This is a genomic window from Halorarius litoreus, from assembly GCF_024362405.1.
Classification (GTDB): Archaea; Halobacteriota; Halobacteria; order Halobacteriales; family Haloarculaceae; genus Halorarius; species Halorarius litoreus.
Genome location: NZ_CP101454.1, coordinates 1631192 through 1644133, shown reverse-complemented (window position 1 = coordinate 1644133; position 12942 = coordinate 1631192). Strand labels below are relative to the sequence as shown.

Annotated in this window: 18 protein-coding genes; 8 read left to right on the top strand and 10 right to left on the bottom strand. The window is 68.8% G+C overall.

What is annotated here, in order from left to right; translation table 11 throughout:
- Nucleotides 1-85: 85 nt before the first annotated feature.
- A complete protein-coding gene (locus NL126_RS08400) occupies nt 86-1399 on the bottom strand; it encodes a S8 family serine peptidase (protein ID WP_255198478.1) in 1314 nt (437 codons plus the stop codon).
- A 118-nt stretch (nt 1400-1517) separates the two neighbouring features.
- The gene (locus NL126_RS08395) at nt 1518-1979 is read right to left on the bottom strand and encodes a deoxyuridine 5'-triphosphate nucleotidohydrolase (protein ID WP_255198477.1); all 462 of its coding nucleotides are present in this window, start codon (nt 1977-1979) and stop codon (nt 1518-1520) included.
- A gap of 128 nt (nt 1980-2107) precedes the next feature.
- On the opposite strand from NL126_RS08395, the gene NL126_RS08390 reads away from it, so the two are divergent.
- On the top strand, nt 2108-3403 hold the full coding sequence (locus tag NL126_RS08390) for an O-acetylhomoserine aminocarboxypropyltransferase/cysteine synthase family protein (RefSeq protein WP_255198476.1): 1296 nt from the start codon (nt 2108-2110) through the stop codon (nt 3401-3403).
- 79 nt (nt 3404-3482) lie between these two features.
- On the top strand, nt 3483-4157 hold the full coding sequence (locus NL126_RS08385; protein ID WP_255198475.1) for a DUF6663 family protein: 675 nt from the start codon (nt 3483-3485) through the stop codon (nt 4155-4157).
- Here NL126_RS08385 and NL126_RS08380 read toward each other — a convergent pair whose 3' ends face one another.
- The 3 genes from NL126_RS08380 to NL126_RS08370 form a co-directional block, all read right to left on the bottom strand.
- Nucleotides 4158-4352 (bottom strand): DUF7501 family protein, encoded by a 195-nt coding sequence (locus tag NL126_RS08380; protein ID WP_255198474.1) that lies wholly within the window; start codon nt 4350-4352, stop codon nt 4158-4160.
- 23 nt (nt 4353-4375) lie between these two features.
- Nucleotides 4376-5242: a hypothetical protein gene (locus tag NL126_RS08375; RefSeq protein ID WP_255198473.1), complete on the bottom strand. Its 867-nt coding sequence runs from the start codon at nt 5240-5242 to the stop codon at nt 4376-4378.
- An 83-nt stretch (nt 5243-5325) separates the two neighbouring features.
- Nucleotides 5326-6231, bottom strand: coding sequence for a CPBP family intramembrane glutamic endopeptidase (locus NL126_RS08370; RefSeq protein WP_255198472.1), 906 nt, complete (start codon nt 6229-6231; stop codon nt 5326-5328).
- 188 nt (nt 6232-6419) lie between these two features.
- Between NL126_RS08370 and NL126_RS08365 the strand changes: the two genes are divergently transcribed.
- Nucleotides 6420-6605: a hypothetical protein gene (locus NL126_RS08365; protein ID WP_255198471.1), complete on the top strand. Its 186-nt coding sequence runs from the start codon at nt 6420-6422 to the stop codon at nt 6603-6605.
- Nucleotides 6606-6835: 230 nt separating this feature from the next.
- Here the strand turns inward: NL126_RS08365 and NL126_RS08360 are convergent, their stop codons facing one another.
- Both NL126_RS08360 and NL126_RS08355 read right to left on the bottom strand, forming a co-directional pair.
- Entirely contained in the window at nt 6836-7711 is an 876-nt protein-coding gene (locus NL126_RS08360; protein WP_255198470.1) for a CPBP family intramembrane glutamic endopeptidase, read from the bottom strand.
- Between the two features lie 156 nt (nt 7712-7867).
- Entirely contained in the window at nt 7868-8422 is a 555-nt protein-coding gene (locus tag NL126_RS08355) for an HXXEE domain-containing protein (protein WP_255198469.1), read from the bottom strand.
- A 107-nt stretch (nt 8423-8529) separates the two neighbouring features.
- Here NL126_RS08355 and NL126_RS08350 point away from each other — a divergent pair, with 107 nt between their 5' ends.
- A complete protein-coding gene (locus tag NL126_RS08350; RefSeq protein ID WP_255198468.1) occupies nt 8530-9393 on the top strand; it encodes a hypothetical protein in 864 nt (287 codons plus the stop codon).
- Between the two features lie 62 nt (nt 9394-9455).
- Complete coding sequence (locus NL126_RS08345) at nt 9456-9923, top strand: ATP-binding cassette domain-containing protein (RefSeq protein WP_255198467.1); 468 nt, start codon at nt 9456-9458, stop codon at nt 9921-9923.
- A 15-nt stretch (nt 9924-9938) separates the two neighbouring features.
- Here the strand turns inward: NL126_RS08345 and NL126_RS08340 are convergent, their stop codons facing one another.
- Complete coding sequence (locus NL126_RS08340) at nt 9939-10115, bottom strand: hypothetical protein (RefSeq protein WP_255198466.1); 177 nt, start codon at nt 10113-10115, stop codon at nt 9939-9941.
- Between NL126_RS08340 and NL126_RS08335 the strand changes: the two genes are divergently transcribed.
- From NL126_RS08335 to NL126_RS08325, 3 genes are all read left to right on the top strand, one after another.
- Nucleotides 10114-10554: an acyl-CoA thioesterase gene (locus tag NL126_RS08335; RefSeq protein WP_255198465.1), complete on the top strand. Its 441-nt coding sequence runs from the start codon at nt 10114-10116 to the stop codon at nt 10552-10554. The two genes, NL126_RS08340 and NL126_RS08335, sit on opposite strands and share 2 nt — an antisense overlap.
- A 117-nt stretch (nt 10555-10671) precedes the next feature.
- Entirely contained in the window at nt 10672-11445 is a 774-nt protein-coding gene (locus NL126_RS08330) for a response regulator (protein ID WP_255198464.1), read from the top strand.
- Nucleotides 11446-11508: 63 nt separating this feature from the next.
- Complete coding sequence (locus NL126_RS08325; protein ID WP_255198463.1) at nt 11509-11919, top strand: DUF8159 domain-containing protein; 411 nt, start codon at nt 11509-11511, stop codon at nt 11917-11919.
- Here the strand turns inward: NL126_RS08325 and NL126_RS08320 are convergent.
- Together NL126_RS08320 and NL126_RS08315 are read right to left on the bottom strand one after the other, a co-directional pair.
- Nucleotides 11916-12266 carry a DUF8062 family protein gene (locus NL126_RS08320; RefSeq protein ID WP_255198462.1) on the bottom strand — a complete coding sequence of 117 codons (351 nt, stop codon included), beginning with the start codon at nt 12264-12266 and terminating at the stop codon, nt 11916-11918. The genes NL126_RS08325 and NL126_RS08320 overlap by 4 nt on opposite strands.
- A gap of 40 nt (nt 12267-12306) precedes the next feature.
- Nucleotides 12307-12939, bottom strand: coding sequence for a rubrerythrin family protein (locus NL126_RS08315; RefSeq protein ID WP_255198461.1), 633 nt, complete (start codon nt 12937-12939; stop codon nt 12307-12309).
- Nucleotides 12940-12942 lie beyond the last annotated feature (3 nt).

Here is a 12942-nt window from a genome sequence, read left to right as displayed (position 1 = left end):
CGCTGGTCCACCCACTAAACGGGTTTGTGACAAACCTGTCCAAAGAACGCGTGACACACGTAAATTCGGTGAAACGACGGCCGACTCAGAGCGACGAGAGGGTGCCGCTCGCGGCCCGCGAGACCGCCGCGTCCGCGTCGACGAAGCCACGGCCCCCGCTCGCCGGCGCGTACGAGCCGTCGGCGGTGTCCTCGAACGTCGCGATGACGTTGAGCGGGGCGATGGACTGGCCGTTCTGCCGAGCGGCGTCGTACATCCGAGCGGCGATGCCCGAGACACACGGCGTCGCCATCGACGTACCCGAGATGGCGGCGTAGTACGGCGACGTGAGCGACTCGCCGTCGCCGTTGTCGGTCGCCTGGAGGGGGTCGGTCGGCCCCATCGTCGAGACGATAGAGGCGCCGGGCGCGACGATGCCGGGGCGGTAGAGCCCCGTCCCGTTCGAGAGCGCCTGCGAGCGGTCGTGGGTGCCGTTCGGTCGCCCACGCGAGGAGAACCCCGTAACGCTTCCGGCGTCGTTGGTTGCGCCGATGCCGAGCACCCACGGCGCCTTCGCGTAGTCGTTGAGGGTGTCGTACCCCGGCCCGGAGTTGCCGGCGGCGAACACGGAGAGGAGGCCGGCGTCCGTCGCGGCGTCCGTCGCGACGTTGATCGCCAGCGACGGGTCGAAGTCGTCGGCGCTCGCCGCGCCGTAGGAGTTCGAGACTATGTCGACCGCGTCGGCGTGGTTCGCGAGCAGGTGGTCGTAGGCCGCGGCGGCCTTCAGCACCGAGACCGTCGCGCTCGTCGAGTAGACCGTCAGGGTGGCGTCGGGCGCCATCCCCTTGTACTGGCCGTCGGACTGCGCGCCCGTGCCGGCGATGGTCCCGGAACAGTGCGTCCCGTGGCCGATCTCGTCGGTGTCCACTGGCGCGGGGGAAAACAGCGTCGGCGACCCGAGGGGGTTGCCGACCCACTGGTAGTTCGTCTGGATGTCGAGGTCCGGGTGGAGGGGGTCCGCCCCCGAGTCGATGACCGCGACGTGGGCGTTCGACCCGCTGTAGGCGGGGTCGGTCGCGTTCACGCCGGTCACCTCGCGGGCGTCGTCGTTGAACCACTCCAGTTCCTCGTTGGCCTCGACGCTGACGACACGGTCGAGCGCCGCGACGTCCTCGAGCGTCGAGCCGACGGCCTCGACGTACACGAGCGGGAGCACCTCGAACTGGTAGCAGTCGACGCCGAGCGACGAGAGAGCGTCCGTCACGTCGCCGTCGACGACGAGCAGCGCCTCCTGGACGGCCTCGCTCGTCAAGTCGAGCCCGTCGTCTACGGTCGTCGCGGTGGCCGTCCCGGTGAACGCCAACCCAGTACCGACGACGCCCACGCCCTTCACGAAGCTCCGCCTGTCGTTGCCTGCCATCGTCCCGACTCGGGGGCCGCGACCCTTTCGGCTACTGCAGGCTATACGCAGCTATTTATTACAAAGACACGAGTATAGATAAGAACCGCCGAATATCGACGGCCCGCTTCGTGTCGGCTTAGAGGTTCTCGCCCTGGTAGCTCCCGTCGTAGGTGGCCTCGTGCTCGGCGTCCGCGAAGACTATTTGTGCGATGCGCGCCCCGCGTTCGAGTTCGATAGGGTGGTGGACCTGCAGGAGCCCCTCGCCTTTCCCCTCGTACCCGGCGTCCCAGACGGCCGTGTTCAGCATACAGGAGTTCCGCATGAGCGACGACCGCGGGTAGATGAAGCCGACGTGGTCCTCGGGGATGTGGACCGTCTCGGCGTAGCGGACGACGTAGCCGCCGGCGTCGAGTCGAACGCGCCCGCCGTCGGCGTCGAGTTCGCGCCGCTCGCCGATGTGCTTCCCGTCGGTACCGATGCGGCCGGGCTCGACCTGCTCGAACACGGCATCCAGGGTGAGGTCGACGCCGTTCGGCTGGACCTGTTCGGGCTCGGTGGGTGTGATGTGCTCGGCGACGAACGCCCCGCTCTCGTACATACTCGGGGGGAGACTGGGGCGAAGAAATAGCTGGCGAGTCGGTCGAGCGACGGCCGCCCGGCGTCAGTTGTACCGGTAATACCCGGTCGTACCATCAGGCCTAATCGGTACCACACTACAGGCAGGGTATGCCCGAAGATTCCGACCGCCGTTCGAAGGCGACCGACGCACTGCACGCCGGCCAGGAGCCCGACCCCGCGACGGGGTCGCGCGCCCCACCGCTGTATCAGACCTCGTCGTACGTCTTCGACGACGCCGAGGACGCTGCCGCACAGTTCGCGCTGGAGGAGCCCGGCTACATCTACTCGCGGCTGATGAACCCGACGCTCGAGACGCTCCAGGAGCGGCTGGCGACGCTCGAAGGTGGCGTCGGCGCGGCCGCCACGGCCTCCGGGATGGCGGCGTTCGACCTCACCACCTTCCTGCTCGCGGAGGCCGGTGACAACATCGTCAGCGCGTCGTCGCTGTACGGCGGGACGTACACCTACCTCACGCACACGGTGGAGCGTCGGGGCGTCACGACCAAGTTCGTCGACACGCTCGACTACGACGCCTACGCCGAGGCCATCGACGACGACACCGCGTACGTCCACCTCGAGACCATCGGGAACCCGGCGCTCGACACGCCGGATATCCAGCGCGTCGCGGACATCGCCCACGAGAACGGCGTCCCGCTGTTCGTCGACAACACGTTCGCCACCCCGTACCTCTGTAACCCAATCGAGCACGGGGCGGACCTCGTGTGGAACTCCACGACGAAGTGGATCCACGGCTCCGGCACGACCATCGGCGGGATCGTCGTCGACGGCGGGACGTTCCCGTGGAGCGAGCACGCCGAGAAGTACTCGGAGATCGCGCAGGACAACCCCGCGTATCACGGCGTCAACTTCGCCGAGACGTTCGGCGAGGCCGCGTTCACCTACGCCGCCATCGCCCGCGGGCTGCGCGACCTCGGCAACCAACAGGCGCCGTTCGACGCCTGGCAGACCATCCAGGGGCTCGAGACGCTCCCGCTCCGGATGGAACGCCACTGCGAGAACGCGATGCTCGTCGCCGAAGCCCTCGAGGACCACGAGGAGGTCGCCTGGGTCAACTATCCCGGGCTGGAGTCGCACCCCACCCACGACACTGCCAGCGAGTATCTGGATGGTGGCTACGGCGGCATGATCACCTTCGGCGTCGAGGGCGGCTACGAGGCCGCCAAGACGACCGTCGAGTCGACGGAGCTGGCGAGCCTGCTCGCGAACGTCGGCGACGCGAAGACGCTCATCATTCACCCGGCCAGCACGACTCACCAGCAGCTCACCGCGGAGGAGCGCGAGTCCTCGGGCGTGACCGACGACCTCGTGCGCCTCTCCGTGGGCCTCGAAGACCCCGCAGAGATTCTCGCCGACCTCGAAGCGGCAATCGAGGCCGCTACCTAGGACGCGCGGTCGGCCCCCTCGAACTGTCGGGGGCTCCCGAGAACACCGGAGTTTTCTCTCCGCACCCGGAACGGAGGGTATGGAGCAGACGACGGCGGGGACGTTCCGCGTGCTCGCGAGCACCCGCGGGGACGACGAGTGGCTACTGCTCGACGTCGAGAGCGGCGACCCCACCTACGTCCCGGCGACGGGCTACGAGGGCGCGCTCGCCGAGACGGCCGCCGACCTCGAAGCGGGCAACCGGGTCGACGCCGAACTGGCGTGGAGCGACGGGCAGGCACGCTTCGCCGCCCTCACCATCACCGCGCCGACGCGGTTCTACTTCATCCGCACGACGGAGACGCTGTTCGAGGCGGCGAAACGCTGCTGGAACGACGCCGTCGAGGAAGGGTCGGGGATGAACTCCCGCGTGACGTACGGCACCGACAGCGAGCCGAACGGTATCGTCTACACGTTCGCCGAACAGCCCGGCCAACGCGACCTGTTCGAGGAGTTTCGAGATGGCGTCAAGCCACTCGAACCCCTGCTCGTTCGGGCAGCGGGTGGCCGCGAAGCGTACGACACCGACGACGGCCCGGAGCCGCCGTTCGAGACGTTCGTCCTCTCGCATCCCGACCACCCGTTCGTCACGGTCTACATCGTGCTCGACCCCGACGGGTTCCTCGCGGAGACGGTCCGTGACACCTACCTCGACGGCGATGGCTCCGCCCACGACGACGAGGACGACGTCGGCGGGCTCGCCGACCGACTCTGACTAGCCGCCCCACTCACCGCCGATGTCGTCGCGAATCGCCTCCAGCCACGCCTCGAACCGCTCGCCACACTCGGCGTTGGCGTCGACGTGGTCGATGAACCCCGCGCCAGCGTCGGTGAGTTCGGCCCCGCAGAACGGGCAGTAGTCGGGGTCGTTCCAGGCCGATGCACGCTCTGCCGACGGTGTGCGTGTCATTACACCGTACAGTACGCGTCCCGTTATCGTATAGCTTGCCGGCCAGTCCGTGGAGCCAGCAGCGGCCGGTACGCGTAGACGGCGAACGCGGTGAACAGCAGGGCGGCGACGGCGAACATGACGACCCGCCCGACTGCGGCGTTCGGGTCGCCGTTGACCACCATCGCGACACCCATCGTGGCCACCGAGATGGGGACCAGCACGTACCAGCCGACGACGCCGTAGAGCGCGGTCCGGGCCCACGGCGCCCCCCGTCGCAGGCCGACCGCCACGGCGACCGTGACCGGCAGCACGACCCCGAGGTCGAGGAGGAATATCGACCAGTACATGGAGGGGTCGTCGACGAACTCCGCCGGAATCGGCCCGCCGGTCAGGAACGCGCCGGCCGTGGCGAGGTACCGCGACGTGACGAACGCCGCGAGGAGAAGCAGCCCCACGCTGTACGCCCGCGTCCGCCGGGGTGACATCGGCGGCAGGTCGCTCTGCCGGGCCCGCGTCCACGCGGCCACGAGGAGCCCGCCCCCGAGGACGAAGATGGCGAGGTGCAGGAGCACGACGAGCGCGTAGGTCCCGTACTCCGGGCCCACGACGTACTGGGCGAACATGTACACCGTGTAGGCGGCCGGCGGAATCGCCACGACCGGCCCGACGGCGTGTCCCCGAAGCACCAGCACGCCGGCCAGCGCGGTCAGCGGGGCGACGGCGACGAGGGTGAACGCCTCGAGGCCGATGGTCTGGTTCAGGAGCGTCTCGGAGAGCGGATACGTCACCACGCCCGCGGCGAGCGGGCCGAGCAGCGAGTTCACCGCGAGGGCCGCTGCGAGCGCGAACAGCCCAGTCGCCAGCCGGCGGTCCGACCGTCGGCGGTTCGGAGTTCGGGACGTCTGCATCGGAAGTCACCACCGTCACTACGTCGGCACGGTCAGTATAGCGACCCGCTGGGTCTCACGTGCTGAGACCAGAACGAGGGGGCTCAGTCACTCAGCTGTTCGTCCGCGGAGCGACTGCCGGCGACGTTGGGTCGGGGCCCACGCTGGGCCGGTGAGACCGTCGGTACCTCGTGGTGTGAGAGGCGACGGGTGCCGTAGACCGCGACGATGAGCCCGACGATGACGGCCAGCGCGACGAGTGCGGCCAGCTGGCCTTGCGAGGCGACGACCTCGTTTCGGACCCCGTTCTCGAACAGGACGTTGTTCACCGGGTACCAGTTCATCGCCACGTTGTTTCCCGCGTGGAACAGCCCGGCGAGGAGGACGCTCCCGCCGGTGTTGTTGTACACCCACGCGAGGATGACGGACTCGGCGAGGATGCCGCCGAGATAGATGCTGAAGTCGAAGCCGCTCTGGGTCGCCCCTGGGAGGAGGAACAGCGGCGCGTGCCACGTCGCCCAGACCACCCCGATGACGATGGCGGCGACGAACGCCCCGTAGCGCCCCTGCAGGTGGGGCTGGGCGAAGCCGCGCCAGCCGAGCTCCTCCTGCCCGCCGCCGATGACGAGCACGTAGAGCAGCAGGAACGGGTAGACGACGAGCGTCTCGAGCCCGGTGACGACGAGTTCGCCGCCGAGCAGGACGAACACGCCCGTCGCGGCCACGATGATGAGCGCCGGGAGGAGCAGCGCCACAGCCCACCACGCCGGGTGGACGCGCCACTTGAACGCCTGCATCACCCACGCTCGCAGGTCACCGTCGCTGGCCCAGACGACGACGGCCGCCCCGACGACCGGGCCGTACGCGCCGATCCCGGCGAGGACCGAGAACGTCCACGACTGTGGGAGGTCGAGCAGGAACAACACCCCGTGTACCGCCCACGTGAACACGTACGTCACGAGGACGAAACTGGCGAACTGATGGCGGGAAATCCAGGTTCGAAGCCTCATTGCGTACGTACAGACGCGAGACGACGTCGTATCAAGTCAACATGAATCCCGCCGGGTGGGACGGGTGGCAGCCAGAGTTTCGCATGAGAGCCGCTCGCACGACCCCACCGAGCCACCCGACCGAGGCTGGCTCCCACGAGTCGGGACCCACACGTTCGTTGATACTTCTACCGGGTGAACAGGGAGGTATGGCCAGTCGAACCGTCGCTCACCAGTTCTCGCCGTTTCGAGGGGAGTTCGGCAAGCGCCCGCTCTCCCTCGTCGTCTTCCTGGTCGGGCTGGCAGCACTCCCGCTCGTCCAGTACTGGGTCGTTCGCTCGGCGCTCACCGCCGGCCTCGGCTGGGCGATACTCGAGCGGTCGGTCGCCCAGTAGAGGAGCGTGCCGCCGGTCAGCAGCACGCCACCCGAGAGCGCCAGCAGGAGCGACACCGCCCAGTCGACGACCGGGCTCAGCGGCACGTTCCGTCGGTCAGACCCAGCAGTACCAGCCTGTACGTCGGTTTGGGCGCTGTTCGACATCTCGTATGTTCCTACGACATGTAAGGGATTCAACTAGTAGTGACGGGAGATAGCACACCGCCCACACGTATCCCCGCCCCCATCTCACTGCTCCGAGGCATCGGTGCCGCCGTGTCGCCCGCTGGGTGACTCCGCCGTGGCCCCCACCGGGGGATTCCGCCGCCAGGCGACGACGAGGACGGCCGCCAGGAGCGCCGTCCCCACGAGGGTGACCGGGAACAGTTCGGGAGCCAGCCCGAGGAACTCACCGGTCAGGTTCATCGTCCCGTGGAACAGCAAGACGGCCAGGATGCTCCGGTCCGTGTTGTTGTACACCCAGACGATGAGCAGCGTCTGCAGGACGATCGACGGCAGCCACCACCAGAGTTCGGGGTCGAACGTCGTGTTCGCGTAGTAGCCGGGGAACCAGACGAACGGGGCGTGCCAGAGTGCCCAGGTACTCCCGTTGACGAGGCCGGCGACGGTCGGGCTGTACCGCTCCTGGAGCGCGTCGAGCCAGTAGCCGCGGAGGCCGACCTCCTCGACCAGCGGGAACACGAACGACAGCAGGAGCACGAACGCGAGTGCGCTCGGGTCGGTCAGGAGGCTCCACACGAGCTCCAGCGGACGGTCCGTCACGCCCAGCGCCAGTGCCACGCCGGCGACCAGCAGGTCGAACGCCAGCCAGAACAGGAGGACGACGAGCCACCACCGCGGGGAGATGCGCCGCACGTCGACCAGTCGACGCCCCATGTCGCGGAGTCGTGGTCGCCCGCCCGTGAGCCACGCGAGTGCCAGCCCCGCGAGCAGAGGGCTCGCGCCCCCGATGAGGAAGAACACCACGTTGGGGAACGACCAGACCGACGCCTCGGAGACGAGGATGGGACTCCAGAACAGGAACGCCCAGCCGAGGTAGAGGAGCGGGAACCCCCACGGAGAGAGGTTGCGTGCGACGCCCTGCCACCGGTTGCTGTGATTCACCACGACGCTGTCACCTGCTGTGACATTCGCGCACAGTCGCAATAGGCAGGGACGATGGGTCCCACCCGATGAGACCGCACCGCGAGGGAGCAGTGGTCACTCCGGGGAGCCTGGCGCCGTACGCTCGCGGGACGTGCCGGTCGAAGCCGTCAGGGGCTATCGTCTCGCTCCGTCGTCGTGGCGTTCGTCGACCCAGGTGGCGAGCCGCTGGGCGCCCCGGACGACCGGGACGAAGACGAGACCGCCGACGACCGCCGTCCCGACGGCCTGCTCGACGCCGAGGAGTCCCGCGTCGAAGAGCACGCGATACAGCACCCCCGACGCGGGAACGACGACGAGGACGGCCGTGGCGACACCGGGCGTGTACCGTCGGAGGACGAGCGACTGCGCGACGTGGAGGAACCCGTGGAGGAAGTATCCCCCGAGAAGGACGGCGAACACGACGCCCCAGACGCCGTCCGGTGCTCGTGTCGCAGCCGCCGTCACGACGACCAGCACGACGCCGACGACGAGCACGGCGATCCGGAACTGGCTCGCCGGCGTCGAGTGGAGCGCGACGATCCGGCGCGCGAGCCGCGACCGGTCGTTCGCGGTTTCGGGACCGTCCCGCACACTCGCCCATCGTGCGTGCATCACCACCTCCTCGAGGTCGTGGACGGCCCACGACAGCGGGAGTAGCCACAGGGCGAGGGCGACCGGTACCGGAGCCATACTGACCCCACGACGGACCAGCACATCAGCGTCGCCCCGTTGCTACCGGGTCTCACGCGGTGGGACTCACCACCGAACGCCATTCGGCCTCACCGCGTACCTCGGGCATGGGCTCGATACTCGCCGCCGTCCGAACCGGGGTGAATCGCTCGGCCATCCGCACGCTCTCGCCGCTGTCGAAGACGCTCGTCGCGGTCGGTCTCTACGGCGTCTGGACGGCAGTTACGTGGCTGCTCGAGGGCCGAATCCAGACACTGCTCCGGCCGGAGGCCACCCTCGACCGCGTCGTGTACACGGGCGTCGCGAACGTCCTCGTTGGCACCGTTCTCGCGCTGTGGGTCGTCCGCGAGTTCGTCGCCTCGGACGTCGCTACGCCCCGGGCGTTCGGGTTCCGGACCGCATCCCGAACCGCCGTCGGAGTCCTCCTCGCGGGCGTGCTCGGCGTCGCGGTGTACCTGCTCCAGCAGCCTCCATCGACCGACCCAATCGTGGTGCTGAACGCGTTCGCCCAGGTGCTCCCGGTGTCCATCGCCGAGGTCGTGGTGTGCTGGGTCGTCGTCGGGGGAAGCGTCGCCGCTCTGTTACGTCGACGAGGCATGAACGACCTGCTGGCGAACGGGCTCGCGCTCGTCGTCGCGAGCGTGCTGTTCGGCGTGTACCACGTCGCCCACAGCCCACCGTTCAACACGCTCGAGATGGTCGGCCTGCTGACGGTCGTCAGCGTCGGCACGGGGCTGTTCTACTTCGGTGGCGGCTCGGTGTACGGCGCGCTGGTGTTCCACAACTTCCTCGCGCTGTTCGGCGTCACGACCGCACTCGCCGAGGCCGGCCAGCTGGGAACCTACCAGACGCCCGTCGTCCCGCTCCTGGCGACGGCCCTGGTCGCGACGGTGGTTCTCGTGGCGATGGACCGGGTGGTCGTCCGCCGGGCGGCCCGAACCCCGCTCGGCCCCGAGGCGACCGATGTGTAGCGCCGCCGACGCCCGTGTCGGAGTCGTTAGATTGCGGGCGGACGACGACGGAGTAGTATCTCATGTCTGACACAGCCGCCACGGTCAGCAAGGAGGTCGAAACGACTGCCGACGCGGAGCCAGTCGCCATCCGGGCCCGCGGCGTGACCAAGCGGTTCGGGGAGACGACGGCGGTCGACGACGTGTCGTTCTCGGTTCCACCGGGCACCATCGCCGAGTTCCTCGGACCGAACGGGTCGGGGAAGACCACGCTCTGGCTCCTGCTCATCCTCTGGCTCGTCCCCGCCGTCTCCATCTTCGGGCTCGGCGTGACGGTCCTCGTCTCGATGAAGGCCCGGGGGTTCCAGGAGGCCCAGCAGATCGCGGACGTGGTCGTCCTGCCGGTCGTCGCGCTACTGCTCGCGCAAGTCACGGGCGTCCGGTTCCTCAGCACCGGGCTCCTGTTCGCCATCGGCGCGCTGGTGTTCGTGCTGGACGCCGCGCTCGTGTGGGCGTTCGAGCCCGAAGCGCTCCTGACCGGCGGGTCGTAGGCCACCGCGGGCCGCTCAGTCGTCTGCGGGCTGGCGGTCCCAGACGCCGCGAATCTGCACCCGCCGGCTGTAGCGGCTCGTGCCGACGACGCCGACGAGCGCCTGGTGGCGAACGGGGGTATGCGCAGTCGCCCCCGTGGGACACCGCTGGAGTGCACACTTATGCTGTCCCCGCCAGACCACCCACGCCATGCCGAGCGACTACGACGACGACCTCCACTACTGCTGGGAGACCAAAGTCCGGTTCGCCGAAACCGACGCACAGGGCATCGTCTTCTACGGCAACTACGTCACGTATCAGGACGAGACGTTCAGCCAGTTCCTCCGCGACATCGGCTTCGCGTGGGAGGCGCTCGAAGCCGAAGACTGGGACGTCCACGTCGTCCACACCGACGTCGACTACCGCTCCTTTGCGGAGTTCGGCGACGACCTCGTCTGCGGGATTCGAGCGACGGCCATCCGCGAGTCGTCGATGGAGTTCGAGTGGCGCTGTCGGAAACCCGACGGGACGGTGTGTGCGGAGGGGCACCTCACGCACGTGGCGGTTCGTGACGGCGAATCGACCCGCATCCCTGACGAGTTCCGCGACGCCGTCCTCGCGTACCAGGACGTCGAGCCGGACCCGGTGTGAGCCGGGACATGTCTGTGGGCTTCGATAACAGCTAACAAACTGTGGCGCCAACGGAGGCTGTCTCAGAGGCATCATGTATCACACGACATCGCGGCGGTCGTCTGCGAGTGGGCGCCGATGATCGGGTCGGCGAACGTCGGGGGCGATACGGCCATCTCCACCGACGAACTGTTCCGGGCGCTCGGCGCGAAACCACGGCGCGTCGTCCTGTTCCACCTTCAGCAGAACGGGGCGGCGACGATGCGCGAGCTGACGGACGTGGTGGTCGACATGACCGACCTCGACCAGGAAGTCGGCGCGACCGGCGCGCTCGGTCGCCGGCGGATTCGCACCGCACTCGACGCCACGCACCTCCCGCTTCTCGAACGGTACGGGCTCGTGACGTACGACCGCATCCGCGACATCGTGGAGGCGACGACCGCACCCGACGACCTCGCGGCGTGGCTCGACCTCGCCATCAGCCACGAGCTCCGGGGGGCCAAACCGAACGCGCAACGGAGCGACGCCGACACCGTGACCGTGCTCGTGGTCGACGACGACCCCGACATGGTCGACCTCCTCGCACACATCCTCGGCGAACAGCACGACGACATCGAGGTCCAGACCGCGACGAGCGCCCCGGACGCCTTCTCCGTGCTGAACGGTACGGGCATCGACTGTGTCGTCTCCGACTACTGGATGCCGGCCATCGACGGCATCGACCTGCTGCGGGCGATCCGCGAGGAGTTCCCGGCGCTCCCCTTCATCCTGTTCACCAACAAGGGGAGCGAGGAGGTGGCGAGTCAGGCCATCGCCAACGACGTCACCGCGTACGTCCCGAAAGGGACGGGCAACGAGCAGTACGAGCGGCTCGTCCAGCAGATTCGGCTGGCAGTCTCGCGGGACCGCTGAACCTCGTCTCGGGCGACCACGGGGCTCCGGTGGCCATAAGTCGCCGCGGCCGTATCTCCAGTCGTGTCACTCACCGCCGAGGAGCTCGGGGAGGTACTCGAGACGCACCTGATGGGCGAGGGGCTGTACGTGACGAACTGCGAGCGCCACGAGGGTGCCATCCACGTGGGCTACGAGACGCCGAGCATCGGCGACGGCGTCCCCCGTACGCAGGTGGGGACGATGCTCCGCCTCCTGCTCGACCTCGCGGGCATCGAGACCGAGGGCCGAGACGTCTCCGGCATCCCGGAAGCCGGCGAGTGGGAGCCGGACGACGTCCACGTCTGGGTGTTCATGCAGGCGGAAAGCGGCGACGCGGCGGACCGCGAGCAGAAAGGCCACTACGAGGTCCGGGCGGGCTGGTTCACGGCGCTCGAACGCGACTACCTCTCGGAGACGGACTTCTCGACGCTCGTGCTGTCGACGCTTGACTAGTCGTCGCCGATCAACACCGGCTCGTCCCGGCTCGCGTGGTCGAGTTCGACGGTGTGGCGAGTGTGTCGGGCGTGTGCCGTCGCCCACCGCCGGACCCCCTGTTCTTCGAGGCGCTCGACGCCGTCTGGACAGCGCTGGCAGTCCGCGATCCACGGCGATACGTCGTCGGGGAAGTGGCCGGTGTGCTGCTGGTGGTCGAGCGCGAACGCCTCGACGGCCTGGTTCCCCATCGACAGCTCGTCGAGCTCGTAATCCAGCGCCCATTCGGCGTCACAGCGGCTGCAGCTGATGGTCGGCGTGTCGTCGACATCGTCGGGGTGCGGGAGCTCCCCGCCGGGGTCGGTCATACCGGCTACTCGGAGGCGAGACGTAAGACCCTGTGGGGCGTCAACAGACGGGCTTCGGGTCGAGCCCCATCACCTCCAGTTGCGTGGCGTACTCCTCGTAGGCCGTGTCGATGGCCGCCTCGGCTGCCGCCTGTGCGCGCTCGTACGCCGCGTCGTCGGCACAGACCGCGTCGAGTACCTCGATGCCGCGCTCGACGGTCGCGTCCGAGTCCGACCGCAGTTCTCGAAAGAGGTCAGCCTCCGCCCGGGCCGCCTCGTTGACGAAGAAGTTCACGACCTGCAACAGCGACCGCGAGGACGCGAGCGGCCGGCCGACGAGCCCCGCGCCGACCCGCTCGGCGGTGTCGTCCAGGCCACGGAGGTACTCGTGAAGCGCGTCCGGTTCGGGGGCGTCGGGGGCGTCGTCGAGCAGCGCGACCACCTGCGCGTGGTGGTCGGCCTCGGTGTCAGCCACGTCGGCGAACGCCTCGCGAGCCGCCGCGTCGGGCTCGTCCGTGGCCCACGTCTCGAACGTCTCGTGGGCGCGGGCCTCCGCCTGGGCAGCGGCGGTCAGAACCGGCTCACGGTCGAGATTCGCGGTCGTAGCGGCCACGAGCGCCTTCCCCGAACCGAGCCGGTCGAGTTCGGTCGCGCGGTCGCGGTTGACGGCGTCGACGACCTCCTGTCCGTTCATGCC